Source organism: Psychrobacillus sp. NPDC093180 (assembly GCF_044754065.1).
Lineage (GTDB): Bacteria > Bacillota > Bacilli > Bacillales_A > Planococcaceae > Psychrobacillus.
The window spans coordinates 77,415-98,957 of sequence record NZ_JBIVOJ010000015.1 but is presented as its reverse complement, the minus strand read 5'-3'; the positions used below and the strand labels follow the sequence as shown (position 1 = coordinate 98,957).

23 protein-coding genes and 1 riboswitch are annotated in these 21,543 nt (G+C 36.7%); of the genes, 11 read left to right on the top strand and 12 right to left on the bottom strand.

What is annotated here, in order from left to right:
• Positions 1–14: 14 nt before the first annotated feature.
• Complete coding sequence (locus ACIP9W_RS19415) at positions 15–968, bottom strand: TRM11 family SAM-dependent methyltransferase (RefSeq protein WP_400792758.1); 954 nt, start codon at positions 966–968, stop codon at positions 15–17.
• An 81-nt stretch (positions 969–1,049) separates the two neighbouring features.
• Positions 1,050–1,862, bottom strand: a complete 813-nt coding sequence (locus tag ACIP9W_RS19410; RefSeq protein ID WP_400792770.1) for a serine hydrolase — start codon at positions 1,860–1,862, stop codon at positions 1,050–1,052.
• Between the two features lie 97 nt (positions 1,863–1,959).
• On the opposite strand from ACIP9W_RS19410, the gene ACIP9W_RS19405 reads away from it, so the two are divergent.
• A complete protein-coding gene (locus ACIP9W_RS19405; protein ID WP_400792757.1) occupies positions 1,960–2,886 on the top strand; it encodes an AraC family transcriptional regulator in 927 nt (308 codons plus the stop codon).
• Positions 2,887–3,165: 279 nt separating this feature from the next.
• Here ACIP9W_RS19405 and ACIP9W_RS19400 read toward each other — a convergent pair whose 3' ends face one another.
• Complete coding sequence (locus ACIP9W_RS19400) at positions 3,166–4,398, bottom strand: MFS transporter (protein WP_400792755.1); 1,233 nt, start codon at positions 4,396–4,398, stop codon at positions 3,166–3,168.
• A 119-nt stretch (positions 4,399–4,517) separates the two neighbouring features.
• Positions 4,518–4,709: riboswitch (cobalamin riboswitch) on the top strand.
• A gap of 269 nt (positions 4,710–4,978) precedes the next feature.
• Here ACIP9W_RS19400 and ACIP9W_RS19395 point away from each other — a divergent pair.
• Complete coding sequence (locus tag ACIP9W_RS19395; protein ID WP_400792754.1) at positions 4,979–5,206, top strand: hypothetical protein; 228 nt, start codon at positions 4,979–4,981, stop codon at positions 5,204–5,206.
• Between the two features lie 288 nt (positions 5,207–5,494).
• Here the strand turns inward: ACIP9W_RS19395 and ACIP9W_RS19390 are convergent, their stop codons facing one another.
• Positions 5,495–5,671, bottom strand: coding sequence for a hypothetical protein (locus tag ACIP9W_RS19390; RefSeq protein ID WP_282241618.1), 177 nt, complete (start codon positions 5,669–5,671; stop codon positions 5,495–5,497).
• A 246-nt stretch (positions 5,672–5,917) separates the two neighbouring features.
• Between ACIP9W_RS19390 and ACIP9W_RS19385 the strand changes: the two genes are divergently transcribed.
• The 6 genes from ACIP9W_RS19385 (at position 5,918) to ACIP9W_RS19360 (ending at position 11,919) form a co-directional block, all read left to right on the top strand.
• On the top strand, positions 5,918–6,838 hold the full coding sequence (locus ACIP9W_RS19385; RefSeq protein ID WP_400792753.1) for a metal ABC transporter solute-binding protein, Zn/Mn family: 921 nt from the start codon (positions 5,918–5,920) through the stop codon (positions 6,836–6,838).
• A gap of 12 nt (positions 6,839–6,850) precedes the next feature.
• Positions 6,851–7,600: a metal ABC transporter ATP-binding protein gene (locus ACIP9W_RS19380; RefSeq protein WP_400792752.1), complete on the top strand. Its 750-nt coding sequence runs from the start codon at positions 6,851–6,853 to the stop codon at positions 7,598–7,600.
• Between the two features lie 16 nt (positions 7,601–7,616).
• Positions 7,617–8,510 carry a metal ABC transporter permease gene (locus ACIP9W_RS19375; protein ID WP_400792751.1) on the top strand — a complete coding sequence of 298 codons (894 nt, stop codon included), beginning with the start codon at positions 7,617–7,619 and terminating at the stop codon, positions 8,508–8,510.
• Positions 8,503–9,393: a metal ABC transporter permease gene (locus ACIP9W_RS19370; protein WP_400792749.1), complete on the top strand. Its 891-nt coding sequence runs from the start codon at positions 8,503–8,505 to the stop codon at positions 9,391–9,393. The genes ACIP9W_RS19375 and ACIP9W_RS19370 overlap by 8 nt, the downstream gene beginning before the upstream one ends.
• Before the next feature lie 99 nt (positions 9,394–9,492).
• The gene (locus ACIP9W_RS19365) at positions 9,493–11,418 is read left to right on the top strand and encodes a GTP-binding protein (protein WP_400792748.1); all 1,926 of its coding nucleotides are present in this window, start codon (positions 9,493–9,495) and stop codon (positions 11,416–11,418) included.
• A gap of 24 nt (positions 11,419–11,442) precedes the next feature.
• Positions 11,443–11,919, top strand: coding sequence for an SRPBCC family protein (locus ACIP9W_RS19360; RefSeq protein ID WP_400792747.1), 477 nt, complete (start codon positions 11,443–11,445; stop codon positions 11,917–11,919).
• A 52-nt stretch (positions 11,920–11,971) separates the two neighbouring features.
• Here ACIP9W_RS19360 and ACIP9W_RS19355 read toward each other — a convergent pair whose 3' ends face one another.
• The 7 genes from ACIP9W_RS19355 to ACIP9W_RS19325 form a co-directional block, all read right to left on the bottom strand.
• Positions 11,972–12,577 carry a class I SAM-dependent methyltransferase gene (locus ACIP9W_RS19355; protein WP_400792746.1) on the bottom strand — a complete coding sequence of 202 codons (606 nt, stop codon included), beginning with the start codon at positions 12,575–12,577 and terminating at the stop codon, positions 11,972–11,974.
• A gap of 39 nt (positions 12,578–12,616) precedes the next feature.
• A complete protein-coding gene (locus ACIP9W_RS19350) occupies positions 12,617–13,699 on the bottom strand; it encodes a CapA family protein (protein WP_400792745.1) in 1,083 nt (360 codons plus the stop codon).
• A gap of 93 nt (positions 13,700–13,792) precedes the next feature.
• Positions 13,793–14,122, bottom strand: a complete 330-nt coding sequence (locus tag ACIP9W_RS19345; protein WP_400792744.1) for an antibiotic biosynthesis monooxygenase — start codon at positions 14,120–14,122, stop codon at positions 13,793–13,795.
• Complete coding sequence (locus ACIP9W_RS19340; RefSeq protein WP_400792743.1) at positions 14,119–14,529, bottom strand: ankyrin repeat domain-containing protein; 411 nt, start codon at positions 14,527–14,529, stop codon at positions 14,119–14,121. The genes ACIP9W_RS19345 and ACIP9W_RS19340 overlap by 4 nt, the downstream gene beginning before the upstream one ends.
• Positions 14,526–15,311 (bottom strand): ABC transporter ATP-binding protein, encoded by a 786-nt coding sequence (locus tag ACIP9W_RS19335; RefSeq protein WP_400792742.1) that lies wholly within the window; start codon positions 15,309–15,311, stop codon positions 14,526–14,528. The genes ACIP9W_RS19340 and ACIP9W_RS19335 overlap by 4 nt, the downstream gene beginning before the upstream one ends.
• Positions 15,298–16,332, bottom strand: a complete 1,035-nt coding sequence (locus tag ACIP9W_RS19330) for a FecCD family ABC transporter permease (RefSeq protein ID WP_400792740.1) — start codon at positions 16,330–16,332, stop codon at positions 15,298–15,300. Before ACIP9W_RS19330 ends, ACIP9W_RS19335 begins: the two co-directional genes overlap by 14 nt.
• Complete coding sequence (locus tag ACIP9W_RS19325; RefSeq protein WP_400792738.1) at positions 16,333–17,328, bottom strand: ABC transporter substrate-binding protein; 996 nt, start codon at positions 17,326–17,328, stop codon at positions 16,333–16,335.
• Positions 17,329–17,513: 185 nt separating this feature from the next.
• Here ACIP9W_RS19325 and ACIP9W_RS19320 point away from each other — a divergent pair, with 185 nt between their 5' ends.
• The 3 genes from ACIP9W_RS19320 to ACIP9W_RS19310 are packed head-to-tail and all read left to right on the top strand — an operon-like array spanning position 17,514 to position 19,998.
• A complete protein-coding gene (locus ACIP9W_RS19320) occupies positions 17,514–18,254 on the top strand; it encodes an ABC transporter ATP-binding protein (protein ID WP_400792736.1) in 741 nt (246 codons plus the stop codon).
• On the top strand, positions 18,232–19,338 hold the full coding sequence (locus ACIP9W_RS19315; RefSeq protein ID WP_400792734.1) for an ABC transporter permease: 1,107 nt from the start codon (positions 18,232–18,234) through the stop codon (positions 19,336–19,338). The genes ACIP9W_RS19320 and ACIP9W_RS19315 overlap by 23 nt, the downstream gene beginning before the upstream one ends.
• Before the next feature lie 12 nt (positions 19,339–19,350).
• Entirely contained in the window at positions 19,351–19,998 is a 648-nt protein-coding gene (locus tag ACIP9W_RS19310) for a TetR/AcrR family transcriptional regulator (protein WP_400792732.1), read from the top strand.
• A 238-nt stretch (positions 19,999–20,236) separates the two neighbouring features.
• Here the strand turns inward: ACIP9W_RS19310 and ACIP9W_RS19305 are convergent, their stop codons facing one another.
• Complete coding sequence (locus ACIP9W_RS19305) at positions 20,237–21,436, bottom strand: MFS transporter (protein WP_400792730.1); 1,200 nt, start codon at positions 21,434–21,436, stop codon at positions 20,237–20,239.
• Positions 21,437–21,543 lie beyond the last annotated feature (107 nt).

The following is a 21,543-nucleotide window of genomic DNA, read 5'->3' as shown; positions in this document are numbered from 1 at the left end:
CCTTTCGTTCCAAATTACTCGCAAACAACTATTTCACGTGAAAACTGCTGCTTCTTTGTAATACAACGATCGATTATTTGGAATCCAATCGATTCTAATCGCTCATCCATAGACTCAATTGTAACAATAACAACCTTTTTGGCTATTCTTCTAGCGTGCTTCAATATCGTAAATTGTTCGTCCCATGATGCATGCGTATACAAATTATACGGCAAATCAATAATGGCAACATCATATGCTTCGGTGATGTCCTCAATAGCACTTTTCCTTACATCCCCTGTTAAACCAAAGTGTGCAATATTTTCTCTAGAACCTACGCAAACAAGTGGATTAATATCCCTTCCGACTATGTTTATTCCCATAGATAAAGCTTCGACAAGCACTGTTCCAATTCCGCAGCAAGGATCGATTGCTCGAATCCCTTCAGGACGTGGAACTGCGATATTTGCTACTGCGCGAGCCACTCTTGTGCTAAGTGCAGTTGAATACTCTCTTGGTTTTTTCATATGCTTAAACCAAATAGGCTCACTTTTCGTATATAACCCAAAGTACCAGCGGCCACCGTATGGAACTACCGCATAAAGTTGGGCTGGGTTATGTAAGTCGAATTCTCCTTGCATTTCACTGCCGATTGCTCGTTCTATTTGAAGGCGCTCGTTATTTTCAACTTTATCTTTCCCTTGTCGATCATTAATTTTGAGGAACATCACTTTGTTTGTCTGTTCTTCATTGCCAAACATGGGTGCTTGTGCAATGATCTCTTCCACCGTGTCTTCCTCTGCTAAAACTTCCACTCTTCCTTTTATAAATGGGCTCCTACTAGGATCTATCTTCACATTGCTTTTTATGATTTTGGCTTCTGTATCTGCTCCAAAAAAAGAGCGCATCTCTAAATGACATAGGGAGCGTTCTGCATCGTTATATGCAAATGTATAAATGAATGCCGGTTGTCGGCTAAAATTCGTCAATGTATTCCCTCCAATAATATGTCTATTATAACATGCAACAACCGATTCCTCTTTTGAAAGAAATCGGTTGTTTTGCTTACTTTATACGTTTAGGGAGCTATCCTGTAAATAAGTATATATTTCTTCTCCTATTTGAGCTAGAACTTGCTTGGAAACTAGGTCATCTTCTTCCTTCGATAAAACAGTTGCGATTAGCTTTCTTTGTCCGATATAAAAAATACCTACGTCATGACGAGTTCCAGGTATCCAACCTGTTTTATGGGCAAGTTCCCAAGGCGTCATCCCATTATTAAAGTTAGAATATGGGGAAGGTAGTTTTTCAGGTAAGCAATCTTTTATTTGTTGCTTTTTCATGATAGCAATCATCTGTTTACTAGCCTCTTCACTTACTAGCTTACCTGTAGACATCAGCTTTAATAGTTTTCCAATATCATTGGCTGTAATTTGATTGTAGCCTTTTGGTCTCGGATTATTCATCATTAACTTGTTATAAAAAGTACTCTTTTCCATACCTGCTTCTTTCATTGTCTGTACAATAGGTTCTACTCCTACTAAATCTATTAATATATTCGTCGCTGTGTTATCGCTTTGAATAATCATTAGCATTACAATGTCGCAAATAGAAAGGGCTGTGCCGGGAGTTAAATGTTGAATAACCCCTGAACCTCCTACAAAGTCATCTTCTTTTAGGATAATTTCATCTGTTAATGATATTTCACCACGTTCAACAGCTGAGAAAACCGCTACCATAATAGGTACTTTTATAACACTTGCTGCATAAAAAAGCTCATCCCCGTTTAATTTCCACCTCTCGCCTCCATCCAAATCCTCTATAACAATCCCCCATATCCCCTTTGACTGTTCTATTAACTGGTTAATTTTGTCTATCAACATTCGCACCTTTTCTCCCCCTTTATATAAAATCATGAAATTACATTCTATTATAATGGAATAATAAGATATATTATGAATAATAGATAAATTAAAAAAGGTGGCAATTGCTATACAACAGTTATTATTACTACAACAAGTAATCGATTACATTGATGAACATATTAACGAGGAGATTAATGCAGAGGAACTAGCTAATCTAGTAGGCTATTCTCCCTATCATTTTTATAGAATCTTTGATAAACATATTGGGTATACCGTTATGAACTATGTACAGAAAAGAAAGCTTCAATTCGCTTTGTACGAGTTAGTCCAAGGCAAAAGAATTATTCAAATAGCACTAGATTATGGATTTGAAACGCATTCCGGTTTTACAAAAGCGTTTAAAAAGTGTTTTGGAAGTCCTCCAAGTTTATATAAGCTTCACTGTCCAATCTCCTTACCACAAAAATTAGATTTACTCAGTCTTCGTCAAAAACAGACTGGCGGAATAGTGATGCAACCAAAAATTATTCACAAAGAAGCTTTTGATATTGCAGGGAAGACATTTGAGAGTCACTTGGAAAAGGTTTCTTACACAAGGGATGCACCTGCTTTTTGGGAACAAAGGATTTCAGTTGATGAAGCAATCGAAAGCACGCTATACAATCTATTGTCTCCTAAAAAACATGGGGAGTATTGTATTAATATAAGTGGAACTGAATTGAAAGACAGCTTTACTTATTTATTTGCAGTGAATTATGACCAAGACAACCATCTCCCTAAAGAACTGACAAAGTTGAAAATCCCAGCAGCCACATACGCGGTTTTTAGAACCCCACTCGTCGAAGTAGGGCAATTCGTCCATTCTATCAAAGGAACTTGGCAATATATTTTGGAAGATTGGTTACCAACGTCTCATTATGAGGTCGATGAAAGCGTCTATGACTTTGAATATTACGATGAACATTGCCATGACTGGATATACGAAAAAATATTTATGGAAATCTACTTGCCGATTAAGAAAAGAGAAATAGACCGAGCTTAATCCCACAGATATTACCAGTTTACCCTTATTCCTGAGGGGTAAATATATACGGAGAAACAGATTAAGCATCTGAAAAGATCTCCCTTCGTTTTTCTCATAACTATTTGACAATGCTGCTTGTCCGAATAGGAGCCTCACTCGGCAGAGTGAGGCTTTATAAATTTATTGGATTTAATAAAGAAATACAATATGCGACTTATATTCCCCTCTCTAATGTAGAAATTTCTTCGGAATGGTATAACAGATTAAGTACCGAGTTACATAACTAAAGCATCAGTATTAAGACTGATGCTTTTTTAAAACGATATTATACAAAAATAGAACTGGAGTTAATAAAACCGCACTAACAATAATTGCTGTTTTTATCGTGAAATTTGTCGCAACATAACCAATTACAGGACCTCCACCAATTTGACCGATAGCATCTACTTGTCCTTTTACAGAAAAAAACGTTGCACGTGTAGATGAGTCTGGAATAATTTTATTCAACCAGATATCCTCTAATGGATACATAACTTTCCTTGTTATTTGGATAATTATATAAAATACTAATAAGCCTATCATATACGTTGACAATGCATAGCCAATTAACGAAGCAATAATAAATAAGCTACATGTAAAAAGAACAATATAAATATGTTTTAGACTCTGATGGAGAGAGATTCTATTCATGAGATGCAGTAACGCAAAAGAAATTAGGACAATTATAAATTGAATACCACCAGTTAATAAAACTAACTTTTCATCCGTTAGTGCTCCTAAATTAGATACGTCCAAAAAGTGAGACATCCATAAACGATCGAATCCTTCACTATAAAACCCAATGAATAAAGCAATAAGGAAAAGCATTCTGATGATAAAACTAGTTTTAGAGTAAAAAATAATTTTCCTCATATTCCCCTTCATGTTTTCCCAGGTAGTTGTTCTCTCCGCCTTACTCAACGGATTAAAATTTTCTTCCTTCATAAATAGAATTAAATACACTGCCAATCCAACCATACAAAGTCCACCAATAACGATTGGTAGATTAATCATATAAAGACCCGTTAATATACTTAGAGGTATTGCTATGACTTGCCCAAGATTACCAGCCTTTGCTCCTTTTATAAATGCTAAGGAAGCTTGCTCTTCCCCTACTTCGTCTGCAATCCAAGCTTGTAAGGAGCCACTAGTAAATGTATAACCAATCCCCCATGCAACTTGCGCTAAAAGCACAGCCATAAAAAATGGGAATAATCCCTCGATTAAAAAGCCAATCCCTATTAAAAAGTACCCAATAATAATGGAGAGCTTCCGGCTTTTTACATCGGAAATTACTCCAGTTGGAATTTCAAATAAAAAAACAGATAGTTCCAAAACAGTCCCTACTAGAACAAGTTGCAATGGATCTAGCATCACAATTTTCACTTGATATAACAAACTTACAGTGAAAATAAATGTAAAAAACAACTGTGATAAAAAACAAGTATAAATATAAACTTGATACGGATTTTTTGTCTTCCATATAGTCATTTTTATCCCTCCCTCCAATTGATTATAAGAAGGGAGAATATCATTTTCTTGTCCAAATTTGCGATTTTTCGCAAATAAAAATTCTTTTGCTTCATCTATGTTATAGTAAAAGAACAACTGAATAACGTGTAGATTTAGGTGCTATTTACCTTTTGTAAAATAGCTTAAAAGGGAAGTTCGGTGAAAAACCAACGCTGTCCCGCAACTGTAAATGGGAGCAATTCTTTCACATCCACTGTTAAATATTAATGGGAAGGGAAAGGAACGCCATGATCATAAGCCAGGAGACCTGCCTATTTCAAGTACACACCAAAACCTACGCGGAATAGGAGGTGTTAAGTGCAGCTATGAACAAGCAACAGCTTGAAATTGCTGCCGTACGAAAAAACGTAATTGGAAAGAAGCATTGGAGGAATCGTCTCCTTTTATTTCACTATGCCGTTTATAGGCATTTTCTTTTCTTTACGCATTATTCGTCACGACAACGATCAACCATATTCATTCACTTGAATTAGCATCTTCCTTTGTAACAACTAAGGGAAGATGCTTTTTATGTTTACGATGGAAAGGAAGTTGGAACATGCCAGTTGGAACAAAAGATTATTACGTAGATGGTATTAAACGTACATTAATGACGAATAGTGTCGCAAATGAATCAATATCACTTACCGCTATTTTAAGATACTACGAAGAAGAAATAAGAAGTTCGCCAAATTTGGATGGAAAAGATAAAGAATTGTACAAACGCAATTTGCAAAAAGCATTCGACCAAACAAAAGATGAAGTTTTTGGAAAGATTGAAGAGTAATAAGTAGAAAAAAAGCGTGCCGAATCAACAAATGACTGGCACGCTCTACAATTAATTATTTATCTATTTGTTTTGACTCCACTAATAGTGTCACCTTTGAAGCTGGGCATCCATATCTACTACAAACAAGATAACTTGTTGTATTCACCTGAACTTTGAGTGAAGGAAGATCTTTTTCTAAATCTGTCACCTCTTCTTGTTTATTAACAAGATAGTTCTCAATTAGAATAGAACCACTTATTATATACAAAAAGGGTTCTTGCCTTCATACCTCTTCCCCTTTACCAATTATAAATCTTGATAATCTCTCTGGTATCTTCCGCCGTCTTTTACTTCTGAATGATATAGCGCTTTTAAAGCGAAACTTTTTTCTAAGTCGTGCTCTTTCATTACTTCTTTCAAACGTTTGGAAAGCTCTGCACTATGTTTTACTAGTTGCTCCATTTTAGACTTCGAGTATTGCATGAGCTATCAACTCCTTTCCATTCAATTTGTCATTAAAGTATAACACTAAGAAAAGTTTTTTCTTATAATCACCATTATTAAAAAATTTACATACATTACTTTGACAAAACAAAAATGAAGTGTTATCCTTGTGAACAAATGTTTCCTAAGGGAAATTTAATGGCACTTAAGAAAAAGGTGATTTTTTTTATTCTAAAAGTTTCCTAAGGGAAATAAAGTAGAGCATAGGAAAAGGGAGGAATTAAAATGAAAAAAATCTTGTTTTTATTCATTACGGCGATTTTGTTAGTGGGGTGTAGCAACAATGCTAGTGGGGATATTGGAAAAGAGACGAAGCCTTTAGTTGTTACAACAACCGGGCAAATTGCGGATGCAGTTAAAGAAATTGCCGGCGACCAAGTAGAAATAAAATCATTAATGGGACCTGGTGTAGATCCTCACCTGTACAAAGCGACACAAGGGGACTTACAAACCTTAGAAAAGGCCGACATCATTTTTTACAACGGTCTAGAACTAGAAGGCAAAATGAGCGACATTTTCGAGAAAATGAAGAAAGAAAAAACGGTTGTCGGGATTGGTGACATAGTCCCACAAGATCAAATACTAAAGGATGAAGCACATCCTGAACTGTCAGATCCACATATTTGGTTTGATATTAACGTATGGGAAATAGCGACAAAAGAACTGACCAAAACACTTTCGGAAGAACTTCCAAACAGTAAAGAAGAATTTGCAAAAAATGAAGAAGCATTTTTTAAAAAATTATCCGATTTGTCTGATTGGACAGATCAACGGATTAGTGAAATTCCCAAAAAACAACGAGTGCTTGTAACAGCACATGATGCATTTAACTACTTTGGAAAAAGCCATGGTATGGAAGTTCGTGGTTTACAAGGATTAAGTACAGATTCTGAGTATGGCTTAAAAGATGTTCAAAATATCGTAGATTTTCTAGTAGATAACAATATTAAAGCTGTTTTCATAGAATCCAGTGTTTCTGACAAAGCAATGAAGGCTGTTATAGAAGGTGCAAAAGAAAAAGGACATACGATTCAAATTGGTGGGGAGCTTTACTCTGATGCCATGGGTGCGGAAGGAACAGAAGAAGGAACTTATATTGGTATGTACAAACATAACGTCAACACAATTGTCGATTCACTTAAATAGGAGGGAAGCAACATGGACGCTTTACAAGTAACAAACTTGTCGGTTGCTTATGAAGAAAAAGTTGTATTACAAAATGTGAATTTAACTATTCCAGTAGGTCATCTAACGGGCATTATCGGACCAAATGGAGCTGGTAAATCTACACTAATCAAAGCAATACTGAACCAATTACCAAATAAAACAGGGGCTGTTCATATTTTAGAACGCCCCCTTAACCCAAAAGAACATACAGTCGGCTATGTTCCACAGCGAAATGCAGTCGATTGGGACTTTCCTACAAATGCTTTAGATGTTGTTCTGATGGGACGTTACGGACATATCGGCATGATAAAAAAACCTTCAGCAAAAGATAAACAAATCGCCATGGAGTGTTTAAAAAATGTTGGTATGGAAGCTTTTGCTGATCGATCAATTGGTCAATTATCTGGAGGTCAACAGCAGCGAGTATTTTTGGCGCGCGCCCTAGCGCAAGAAGCGGAAGTCTATTTTATGGATGAACCATTTGTTGGTGTGGATGCAGCAACAGAGCGTACAATTATTGCTATTTTAAAAGACTTAAAAGCAAAAGGAAAATCTGTTTTTGTTGTTCACCATGATTTACAAACAGCAGCTGACTATTTTGATTGGATGATTTTGTTGAATCAAACGATTACTGCAGCAGGGCCAACAGAGCAAACATTTACAGAAGACAATCTGCAAGAAGCATATGGCGGAAAATTATTTTTTATGGATCAAACGAAATCGAACAAGACGTTCAATTGAGAGAGGTGAGGGAATAATGCTAACCGGAAACTTGCTTTGGGTTCTTATAGGGGCTATTTTGCTAGGTATAGCTGCAGGTTTAAATGGAACCTTTGCCTTTCTTCAAAAACAAAGCTTAGTAGGAGATGCAGCTGCCCACGCTGCTCTCCCTGGAATTGCGATAGCGTATTTAGTTACTCAGCAAAAGGATTTACCCATTTTAATGTTAGGTGCAGCCATTACTTCTGCACTTGCTGTCTATATGATCCAGTGGATTGTCGGAAACTCAAAACTAAAAGCAGATGCAGCAATCGGATTTGTTTTATCCGTATTTTTCGGTATTGGAATCGTTCTCCTTACCATTGTCAATCAAAGCGGCACAGGAAATCAAAGTGGATTGAATGATTTTATCTTCGGAAAAGCTGCTACCATGGCGAAAAGCGATCTAGTTTGGCTATCAAGTAGCGCTTTGTTAATCATATTAATGTGTTTGCTATTTTTTAAAGAATGGAAGTTAATGATTTTTGACTCGGTATTTGCAAGAGGCATCGGATTACCAGTCGAACGATTACGCGTTTTATTGACAGCTCTTACTGTACTTACGATTGTAACTGGAATACAGGCAGTTGGTGTTATATTGATGGCAGCTATGCTCATTATACCTGCCGCTGCCGCTAGATTTTGGTCCAATCACCTTGGAGTTATTCTTGTTACTAGTGCTTTCTTCGGTGCTCTTTCCGGGGCATTAGGTACGATTATTAGCTCCGTTCGTACAGGACTTTCAACTGGACCAATTATTGTATTATGTGCTGCTAGTCTCTTTGTCATATCCTATTTTTTCGCACCAACGCGAGGGTTCATCGCCAAATCATTAAAGAAAAAAGCATTTAAGCAAAGAAATGTAGTAAAGGAGGCAGTAAACCATGAATGAGTTCTGGGTGCTCTTGACTGGATCATTAGTTGGCATTACTTGTGGATTAACTGGTGTATTTTTAATTCTGCGCAAAACGGCTATGATTGCAGATGCTATTAGTCATACCGTGTTATTTGGAATTGTTGTTGCATTTATGGTTACACAATCATTAAGTGGATTTTGGATGCTCATTGGTGCTGCTATCGCTGGACTACTTACTACCTTTCTTGTGCAATTGCTCCAGTCAGGTGGCTTACAAGAAGATGCTGCTATCGGAGTTGTGTTTACTTCCTTATTTGCACTAGGGGTGTTATTTATCACTTTATTTGCAGGGAATGTCCACTTAGATGTAGAGCATGTGCTAATGGGTGAAATTGCTTTTGTTCCTTGGGATTCATGGGAGATTTTAGGGTTTTCCATGCCAAAAGCTGTTTGGATGTTGTTAATCGTCCTTTTGTTTAATATATTATTTCTAGTTATCTTTTACAAAGAGATGAAGCTCTCTACTTTCGACCCGGTTTTTGCGCTTTCTATCGGTTTGCCAATAGTTGCTATGCATTATTCTTATATGACACTCGTTTCTTTAACAACTGTTGCTGCTTTTGATAGCGTAGGGGCAGTTCTTGTTGTGGCGATGCTTATTGGCCCTGCTGCTACCGCTTACCTGATGAGTAAAAGTGTGGTGGGAATGATTGTTTGGAGTATGGCATTTGGAGTTATGGCTGCAATCACAGGATATTATTTAGCAAAACTATGGAATACCTCTATTGCAGGCATGATGGCAGCAATGATAGGTGTACTATTTATGCTCGTGTTTTTATTCAAGCCACATGACGGTTGGATATGGAAATTGTTCAAACGTATGAAAATAAAAGATACAGAAGTTCATGTAGAATCTTAATACATTATAAGTCACCTTGTCATACAAGGTGGCTTTTCTTTTGAGATGAAAGCTTTGCTATAATAAAGTCATTCACTACAAATGAACAGAGGTGACTTCATGTATAAAACCATTGGGATACTAGCTCATGTAGACGCCGGGAAAACGACTTTTTCTGAGCAACTACTTTATCATACAAAGACAATTCGACAAAGAGGACGGGTCGATCATCAAGACTCTTTTCTCGATAGCCATTCAATCGAAAAAAATAGAGGAATCACGATTTTTGCGGATCAAGGAATCTTCTCCTATAACGATTCCACTTATTATGTCATAGATACACCTGGTCACGTCGATTTTTCCCCAGAAATGGAACGAGCTATTCAAGTGATGGACTTTGCTATCATTATTATTAGTGCGGTAGATGGCGTAGAAGGACATACCGAAACCGTATGGCAGCTACTACGAAAACATCAGATACCCACTTTTTTCTTCATCAATAAAACCGATTATGAAGGAACCAATGCAGCGAGCATTTTAGACGAAATTCGAGCTAACTTGTCAGAAGATGTGTGTGATATAACGAATTTTTTAAATGAAAATTTTATCGAATTTTTAGCAGAACGAGATGAAGGATTACTGGAAACATATATGGAGAGTGGTTATGACGAAGAGTTGTGGATTCAAACTTGTCGGCGCATGATTCAAGAAAACAAAATTTTTCCATGTGCAAGCGGCTCTGCATTAAAAGATATTGGCATTATCGAATTTTTAGAGAAATTGGATTTATTAACAGAGTCCACTTATAATCAGCAAGAAACGTTCTCCGCACAGGTATACAAAATTCGTCATGACGAAAGTGGAAATAGAGTTACATTCCTTAAGTTACTAAGCGGTAAGCTAAAAGTAAGAGATGAAGTGCGGTACGAGGAATTAGCGGAAAAAATTACACAACTTCGCATATATAGCGGAAATAAATTCAAAACGGTGGAACAAGCGGTGGCGGGCGAGCTAGTGGCAGTAACCGGGCTATCAAATGCCTCTATCGGCGACGGAATTGGCGCCACTAATGACAAAACGACCTTCGATATGATTCCTACTTTAAAATCAAAAGTGAATTTTGATGCTTCTATTCACGTCAAAGAAGTATTACAATGCTTTAAATTGTTAGATGCAGAGGATCCCTCGTTAAGCGTTTATTGGGATGAGCATTTTCAGGAAATACATGTACATGTGATGGGTGTTATTCAGCTAGAAGTGCTTCAACAAATTGTACTGGAACGCTTCCAAATTAACGTCTCTTTTAGTGAGCCTAGAATTTTATATAAAGAGACAATTGCTACACCAGTTAAAGGTTACGGTCATTTTGAGCCATTAAAGCATTATGCAGAAGTACATTTATTAATCGAACCTGCAGAACGTGGCAGTGGCATTTCTTTGGACAATGTATGCCATGCAAATGATTTATCGATCGGTAACCAAAACTTAGTGTTGCATCATCTAACAGAACGTGACCATCACGGGATACTGACAGGGTCTGCTCTTACCGACGTCAAAATAACACTACTCACAGGTCGAGGCCATAATGAGCATACACATGGCGGAGATTTTCGAGAAGCAACATATCGAGCATTAAGACAAGGGTTAGAAAAAGCAGAAAATGTACTTTTAGAACCTTTCTATGATTTCAAAATTAAAGTAGATATGGACCTTATAGGAAGGGTTTTATCTGATATCCAACAAGCACATGGAACTTTTGATACGCCAGAAAACGTGGGTGACAAAGTAATTATAAAAGGACAAGTACCCGTTGCAACCTTTATGAACTACAGTACATCGTTTGCTTCCTTCACACATGGCAAAGGAACGCTAAGCCTACTATTTGGTGGATATGATCATTGTCACAATAAAGAGGAAGTAATTGAAAAAATCGGCTACAATAAAGAAGCAGATCCTGAATACACATCCACTTCTATTTTCTGCGCTAGAGGAAAAGGCTATAAAGTTCCTTGGGATGAAGCGGAAGAAGCAATGCACTGCCTATAATACTACTTGCTAAGGAGGATTTAAATGATTGCAACGATTCAAAAAGAAAAGGATATCTATACGGCATATTTCGAACGACATCTCCAACATTCTGTAGAAGAAGTTTGGTCGATGTTGACAGAGAATGACAAACTGCAACAATGGTTTACAGAACTTCAAGTTGTTGATTTACGCAAAGATGGACTTATCAAGTTTGATATGCAGGATGGCACTTTCATAGATATGCAAATTGTAGATTATGAGCCTTTCAAAGTACTAGCTTTTGAATGGGATAAAGACATCGCTAGATTTGAATTATCTTCTAGTTCGGATGGTTGCCAATTAACCTTTATCGAAACTATCACGTCCTTTACAGAGCAAACAATAAAAGACCTTGCAGGATGGCATGTATGCCTTGATGTAATTGAAGCAATTCTAGATGATCGAACAATAGATAGAAAAGATGAGTGGCAAGCTTGGTATGTGAAATACGAGGAACTCGTTCAAAAAGTAATGAAATGAAATAATATATACAAGCACTCTACAAGCAGTAGTTATTGTAGGGTGCTTTCATCTATTCATATCTAAATATCACAAATCGTTCATTGTTATTTTGTTCATACAACTCTGGTACTCTCACTTCTTTCAACAACACAAAAGCAGTCTGCTCCTCGAGAAATTGTATATATTCTGAAGTAGGATAGTATAAAATAACATCTATCGAACGAGGATGTTGTTCTACCGACAATAAGATATTACTAATGACTTTTTGAAGTATTTGAATGGAAAATGGGTTAAAGAAATAAAATCGATTATCATTTGGTTCGATATCATACCCTTCTGCAAAAATATGCTCAAACCGAATAGATGCCCTGGAAGGCTTTGCTCGTTCCATGTATTTAGTTAAGTTTTCTAAAGCCTCTTGATAAAGCTGTCCATTCATCTCCACTCCTGTCACAGACACATGCAGGTGATGATGAATGTAAAATGGGAAACGTCCTTTCCCACAACCAAAATCTACAAATTTATCGGAAGTAGTACATACATACTCATCAAACAACGCCTCAAGTGCCATATAAGGAGTTGCTTCGTAGCGATTGTAATGTGCGGATTGGTGTTGCCACTCGCGTACTCCTTCTGTTTTTATCCGCAATAAACGATCATGATCTTGTTCTTTCAAAGTTAATCCCTCCACTCTCTCAATCTCATTACCCCTAGATCATTCTCTAAATATATGTTGTTGCACCCACTTATCGGTATGGCCACTCTGGTTTTCCACTTGAACAAGCGGTTGCACTGTAAACGGCTCCCCTCTTAATACAGCTGTTGATACAAAAGAAGGAGTCTCTATACTTAACACTTGTTTACCATTAATAGTCTTCTTTAATATTTCTAATTTGGCAATTCCACCGACATTTGTGTTCTTTGTTTTTTGTGCAGAAAAGAAGTTTCCAAGTGAATAAAACACATGCGCTCTGTGGCCACTACTTGTTGTGATCAATTCATATGGCTGAATCACATGTGGATGATGTCCGAAAATAATATCTGCTCCTGCATCTGCAATCATATTTGCAAGTCTTTTTTGTTCCCCATTAGGTTCCAATTCATACTCTGTCCCCCAATGTATGCTGACTACAACAAAATCTACTTTTCGCTTTAAAGCGAGTATATCCTCTTTGATTCGCTCTTCATCGATACGGTTAACTAAATAATCCTTTCCACTAGGTGTTTCATGACCATTCGTCCCGTAAGTATAACTGAGAAATCCAAAGTCAATATTATCTGCTTGTATGATACGATCCGTTTGTAAATCTTCAAAAGACTCATACGCACCAATGTAAGGCATCTCAACTGTTTTCATATATTTGATCGCAGCTCGTACACCTGCCTCTTCTTGGTCAAGTGTATGATTATTTGCCATCGATATTAGATCTACTCCAACTTCTTTTAGATCTCTAATTATATGCGAAGGACTAGAAAAATTCGGATATCCCGACAAACCAAATTCGCTACCGGCTGGGATAGACTCTTGATTAGCTATTAAAATATCTAATGATTCTAGCTCTTCTCTGACCGGCTCTAAAGAGGATAAAAAACTTTCATAATTGTATAATGGACGATGCAGCAAAATATCGCCAATCATCCCGATCGTTATCGTATCTTCCCGATAATCGATATGAAATGTCGAAAATTGTTTCCCGTGGAACACTTCGCTAGTAGGTTTTGTTATTTGCAAGTTAAAATAAAGCAATACAGAAACTAGTAAAACTAATAGAGAAAATAATATTTTTATATAGAACACTTCCTTATAATCACTTACTTGTTTAATAAAGAGTATATAAAAAAGACCTTTAAGACATTATACATCGACTTAAAGATCTTTCTATGTAAAAATTTATTTCGCTGGTTTGTGTTGAATGGTCACTTCAAATGTAGTCAATTCTGAACCAAGAATTGGACTTTCTTCAGGCTTTTGTTCATTCTTTTGTCCATGTGCTTTTTGTGCTGCTCTACTTTCTAGCCACTTATCGAAATAACTTCTATCTTCCCACGTTGTACAAACCTTTATTTCATCATATTCTGGACTGTTTTCTTTTTTTAACACTTCCATCAAAACAAAGCCTTCAAATGTATGGACTGATTTTGGAACTGCAAAACGTGCGATTATATCATCTACTTTTCCTTTTTTAATTTGAATCGTATTTACTGCTGTCATCATTTTCATAATACTGCCTCCTCAGATGTTAAAGACTTTAAATACTCATATACTGGTAAAGCTAATTCTCCTCCCTTTTCGGCATATCGAATAAGGGGGATTCCATGTGCTCCTTGTGCATGGATCATTGACGGATATCGCTCCAACATTGCTTGTACAATATTTAACTCCCCTAACATAGCCGCTGTAAATATATCCATCCTTGCTCCCTTTTCAAGAAGTAATTCGGCAATGTCACGGCTCCCTGTATGTGCAGCTGCACCTAACCCGCTTTCCCAATCATCTGCACTCCAGTTTATTGTCGAATTTACAAGAGCAGGTTCCTCTATTACTAGCCTTTTCACTTCCTCCAAGTTTCCATGGGCCGCCACGATGAACATTCTTACTAATTCAATATTTAAAGGTGCTCGTTTCATACATACTCTTCCTTTCGTAATTTGATAGGAGTAAAAAATGTCTTCCCATTTTCTTTATAAATATTTGCATCAATTTCAAAAATCGTATGGAACATCTCTCTGCATAATACGCATTGGGGAATCCCATCATATTGAATTTTTCCATTCTTTAATACTACTAACCGATCGCTATAACGAGCGGCTTGGTTGATATCATGCAAGACCATCACAACTGTCACATTAAACCGTTCGTTCAACTCTTTTACAAGTTCCATCACTTCTAATTGATGAGATATATCCAAGTATGTTGTCGGTTCATCTAACAATAAAATTTTCGGTCGCTGAGCAATAGCCATTGCAATCCAAGCTCTCTGCCTTTCTCCACCAGAAAGAGATTGAAGCATTCGATACTCATAGCTATTTAATCTCGTCACAGTAATAGCCCACTCGATAATCTCTTCGTCTTCCTTCGTAAGCGAACTATATGCTTTTCTGTGGGGATATCTTCCAAATTCAACAAGCTCTCTTACAGTTAAATCTAGTTGATGATCTTGCATCTGTGGTAACATCGCAAGTTTTTTTGCGATTTCCTGCCTTTTCATCCTTTCCATTTGTGTGCCGTCTAATATAACTTCACCACTCTTTGGTTGAATTAGATGTGTTATGAGACGCAGTAAAGTAGACTTTCCAGACCCATTCGGACCGATTAAGCTTACGATTTCTCCTTCTTTAATATGAATATCAATCGTATCTAGCTGAAAAGAAGGTGAATGTTCAAATGACATCTCTTTAGTTTGAAGCAAAAGACTCCCTCCGTCTCTGTATCAAGTATAGGAAGAATGGTCCTCCTAAAAATGATAATAATATTCCAACGGGCAATTCTATCGGATTAAAAGCACTACGAGCGATAGTATCTGCTACTACAACTAGTAAACCTCCGCCCAACGCCGATGTTGGCAATAAATAACGATAATCACCACCAAGCATGATTCTAAATATATGAGGAACTACAAGACCAACAAAACCAATTAAACCAGAAACACTTACTGCAATTCCTGCCAGCAATGTACTTAGAATGATTAGAAAAAATCTACTTCTTTCTACATTATGACCAAGTAATTTCGCCACTTCATCGCCAAGTCGTAAAATGCGAATATGCTTAATAGCAAATACAGCAAGCACAAGAGCACCTATGGCATAGTAGACAATCATTTCAAATTGAACCCAACCAACGCCCATAATCCCTCCAGCAAGCCAAGGAAGCACGGACTGTACACGATCGCTATAAATGAGCATAAGACCACTCATCATCGCACCAATAACTGCATTAATCGCAACACCAACTAAAATAATACGAATCGGTGATGTTCCACCCTTCCAAGATAAAACATAAATAATCAGCGCCGTGATAAACGCCCCAAGAAATGCTGCAAGAGGCAACAATAAAATATAAGCAGGATATACAATCATAATAGTTGTTGCAGTGAGCCCCGCCCCGGAGGACACTCCAATAATTCCCGGATCAGCTAAAGGATTCCTCATAACACCTTGTAAAATGGCACCTGATGTTGCAAGACACATACCTACAATCATTCCAATCAATACTCTTGGGAAACGTAAGTCCCATACAATTCTCCTCGCCAGTGATTCTTCTGTATGAAAAATTCCGTTCCACAAATCACTTAAAGAAAAAGAAACTTGTCCGATCATTAGGCTCGCAATACAAGCAACCATAAGCATTACACTACTTGAAACGATGATAATGGTTCGTTTCTTTGCGAACGGATGACTCTTTTTCAACGCCTCTACTTTTAAAGTTGTCATTTACTTAACCGAAGCTAAACTTTCTTGCATCACTTTAAGCGCATCTATTATTCTTGTACCGGGGTTTGTGCCAAACAAATGGGAAGGCAGTACAATGACATTTCCATTTTTCACAGCGTCAAGATTTTTCCAAGCAGCATTTTTAGTCATTTCTTCTTCAAATGCTGCCTTAACTGCTTCTGGATCACCATGAGTGATGAGCATGACGACTTGCGGATTTCGTTCGATAATCTTTTCGACACTCAAACTTGCATATTGAGGATAGCTTTCTTCTGCAGGAAAATCAGATGCAATATTTTCTCCGCCTGCTTTCTCAAGTAAATCACCAGTAAGTGAGTTAGGAAGTGCAGCTAAATATGTACCAGGAGCACTGTAAACTAAGAGTGTTTTAACTGCGTTGCCTTCCATCTTTGCAATACTTTCTGCTTTTTCAGTAATCGTTGCATTTAATTTTTTTGCCTCTTCTTCCTTGCCCAACAAGGTTCCAAATAACGTAATCGTAGTTTGAATATCTTCTATTGAATTTGCTTTTGTATATACAACTTTTGTTCCTTGTTTTTCTATATTTGCAGCATGTTGCTGAAAACTTGGTGCTGCTACTAAAACAGTAGGATGCACTTCAGCAATTTTTTCAAAGTTTGGTTGATGCGGGTTACCTATTTCAACAATATCTTTTATACTATCGTCTACTTCCCCACTGGCTGACGGGCGACCAGTCACAGGTGCTCCTAAGGCCATTAATATATCTAGATCCCCAGAACTTAACGCTGCAAACGATTCTGGAGTTTTATCAAACGCGATACTTTGACCTGTTGCATCTACTACCTCAAATGACTTATTATCTTCTGCATTTTCGACTTTTTCTTCACTTGATTTCTTCGTGTCACTTTCTACCGTGGCCGCACTTTCTTTCCCAACCGCTTTCTCCTCCACTGCTCCACATCCAGCTAAAATGAGCAGTAATACTGCGATAATTATTAAAGACAAATTCTTCATTTCCTTACCTCCTAATTAATAATGAGAATCATTCTCACAAATTGAATTCTATAGAGAATGATTCTCATTGTCAATAAAATATTTTAAATTTACTAATTTCTTTCAAGAAAAGTATTGACTAGTATTTTCATAAGTATATTATATAAGTGAGTAATCACTCATTTTATTAAAAGGAGGTATTATAAATGACTTCAACCATTGAGTTAATACAAGTAAGTAAAAGCTTCGGCAAAAAGAACGTTTTAAACAACATTAATATTAAAGTAGATGCCGGACAAATTTTTGGTTTAATCGGTCCTTCTGGCTCGGGTAAAACAACATTAGTAAAACTTATTGTAGGGATGGACCAACCTTCCACTGGCCAAGTTCAAGTACTAAATACACAGATTCCTAATTTGAAACTATTACAAAGCATTGGATATATGGCACAAGCAGATGCTTTATACAATGATTTGACCGGTCAAGAAAACCTTGCATTTTTCGCTTCTCTTTATAAATTAAGAAAAGATGTACAACAAGAACGAATTGCCTACGCAGCAAATTTAGTAGCATTAACTTCGCATCTATCAAAAAAGGTACAAAATTATTCAGGTGGTATGAAGCGAAGATTATCGCTAGCTATTGCATTAATACACGATCCTCAAATTTTAATACTTGATGAGCCGACAGTCGGTATTGATCCAGAACTTAGAAAGTCTATTTGGGCGGAGATTGTTCGTTTGAAAAGTGAAGGAAAAACAATATTAATCACAACACATGTGATGGACGAAGCGGAAAAATGTGATCAGCTTGCGATGGTAAGAGATGGAGAAATAATATCGAATGGTTCTCCTGCTGCTTTAAAAAGCCATTACAACATTAACAGTCTAGAAGAAGTATTTTTAAAAGCAGGAGGTGAAAAGGATGAGAACAATCGCATTAGTTAAACGTGTTTGCATCCAAATGGTACGTGACAAACGAACACTTGCTTTAATGATGGTCGCACCATTAGTCATTTTAACTTTACTGCATTTTTTAATATCCTCTGATCCAAATACTCCAAGATTAGGGGTAAATGGAGTGGAAGAAAGCTTAATAGATGAGCTAAAAGAAAAAGAATTAAAGGTCATTCCATTCGATCAACTAAAAAATCCAAATCAACTTATTAAAGAGAAAGATTTAGATGGTGTGCTACAAATGGAGGGAGATCAATTAAATCTTACCCTTACAAATGACGATCCCTCAAAAGCAAAACTATTACAAACTAAAGTAATGCAAGCAATTTCTACTATAATCGCAAAAGAACAAGCAACTAATTTAGCACAATTCGCAGAGGATATCGGACAGCAACTCCCAAATACACCAATAAATTTAATTCAGTTAACAATGCCAGAAACCAGCACATCTTATGTTTACGGAAACAGTGAAACAACTTTTTTTGATCAGTTAAGTCCCATTTTAGTAGGCTTCTTTGTATTCTTTTTTGTCTTCCTCATTTCCGGAATTGGATTATTACGAGAACGTACGACTGGTACTCTGGACCGTTTGATGGCAACACCTATTCAAAGAAAAGATATTGTGTTTGGGTATTTAATCGGGTATGGTTTATTTGCTATCATTCAAACAATAATCGTTGTTTTTTACGCTACTAAGGTTTTAGATATTATGCTTGTTGGGTCTCTTTGGAATGTTATTCTGATTAATCTAGCACTAGCACTTGTTGCATTATTGCTTGGTATTTTATTGTCTGCATTTGCAAATTCAGAATTTCAAATGATGCAGTTCATACCGATAGCAATTGTTCCCCAAGTCTTTTTTGCAGGAATACTACCGTTTGAGGGAATGCCTGAGTGGATGCAAATCGTTGCCAAATTTATGCCTATGTACTATGGTGGAAATGCGTTAGTAGATGTGATGTATAAAGGCTTTGGATTAAATGATATTAAAAACGAGCTATTTGTATTATTAGGATTCGCTCTTGTATTTATTGTATTAAATATAGTCGCCTTAAAGAAATACCGAAAAATTTGAAGGGAGCAACCAATGTCCGAAGATGAAGTATTGTTACAACAACTATTTGAAGAAGAAAAATTAACTGATAAGCAAAAAAAGATTATCATTGCTGCAATAGAATCATTTTCTGAAAAAGGATATGCGGCAACGTCTACTAATGAGATTGCGAAAAAAGCAGGAGTAGCAGAAGGAACTATTTTTAGACATTATAAAACAAAAAAAGAGCTGCTTGTTTCTATCGTCGCTCCCCTTATGACAAAGCTCATTGGTCCATTCATAGTAAACGATTTTCACAAAGTACTTGATCGTCCCTATGAAAACGTGGAAGATTTTTTAAGAGCAGCGATTAAAAATCGAAGTGAAATTATTAAAAAGATGCTTCCCGTTATTAAAATAGTGATACAGGAAATACCATTCCAACCAGAACTAAGGGAACAGTTTATAGAACAAGTTGCCCGAAAGACGTTTGATCGTATTTTGCAAGTTATTAAAGAGTATCAAGATAAAGGTCAACTGATTGAAATGCCAACATTAAGTGCTGCTAGGCTTGCCATTTCGAGTATATTCGGCTTTTTAATTTCTCGATATATTTTGTTCCCAGAAAGCGAATGGGATGATGAACTGGAAACGGAGCGAACCGTTCAATTTATCATGCATGGCCTAGCAAAAAAAGACTAAATCTATTTTTAAAAACTCAATCGTAATAAAACATTTGCGTGAGTAATTTAGTGGATCATTTAGTTGCTCTTAGACTAGAACTGGTCGATCTCAACTGCTATTTGGTTGCCTTTTGCTATTTACTAAGAATTCTTCCTTGATACTGCATTTGGGATTTATGGCGGTGGACACTTTCCTAAGAACCGCTTGACCAATCTCACATACAAAATAAAAAAGCGCATAAAACCTGCGCTTTTTTTTACTTTTTTCTTTGTTTAATATACACATATAAAAATCCAAAAGCACTTAAAAACCGAAGTATGGAGCTGATATACATAGCCACGTCCATACCAAAGAGATCTAATAACCAAATACCAACCTGTGGTGCAACAAATGCTACAAACGCCAGTAAGACATTGTACGTTGTTATGCAATACGTACGAGATTGCTCGGGAGATTTCTCTAATAGTAAATTAAATAAAATCAATACTGTACCTGATAGAAAGAAACCTGACGACGTCTGAATCAGCGTTAAATAATACAGGTTTGTAGATAACGTAACTAAAAAAGGAGTTGTTGCCATTCCAAGTGCTGCCCATATAAATACATGCATATTGGAATACTTATCAGCCCATTTTTTCCAAAGTGGAAATGTGAGTATTTGCATAAGCATACTACCAACAGAAAACATGCTAATCCAAAAAATAGTTGCACCAGCTATTCGAACATTATATATATTAAAAAGTCCCCAAGCCATTTGCCAAGCAAAGTTAAAAAAGAGCGCGGCTGCTAAAAACCAAACGTAATGAGTATGCTTAAATATACTCCAATCCATCGATTTCTTTTTCGGTTGATCATTATCTACTTTCACGACATCTTCTTCATGCTTTAATAAGAAGAACACCTCTAGCAATCCAAAGAGGAAAGCAATAGCAAATAGTAGCTGATAAGCAACAATACTCTCTGAAGCATCCCTCATTAAAATACCAATTAGTAAAGTTGTCACAAGTCCAACCATCGTCAACAAACGATTACGATCACTGAAAAACTGTCCTCTTCTAGTTTCCTCGATCATCCCGCTAATAAGCGTTTGCCAGCCAACATTAGCGACTGTATTCGGAATACTAATAAAAGCAATAATCGCTAAAAATGCCCATGCTTGAAGGGAAAAAGAAGGTAAATATACCACAAATACAATGAATAAGAACATTAACCTTGCGAGAAGCACAGACATAGCCACTAGCTTCTTTTGTGCATTGGCTCGATTTAATAACACTGCTGCTGGAATAGTCATTAACAAGGCGATCAATGGAGGCAACGAACTGATTAATCCAACTTGATAATTAGTTGCACCCAGTATCGTGATCGCAAAAATTGGGAAAAAGTTATTGGAAAAGTTAAGTGCTGTAGTAGAAGCCATTCCATGATAAATACTGATCTTCTCATTATACGTTCTCATACATTCCATCCATTCCGAAAAATAATATAGGATATGCTAGAATTATATACTCGTATGAAAAGAAAACAAGTACTTCGAGACACAAAATTTATCCCGCATTAACGGGC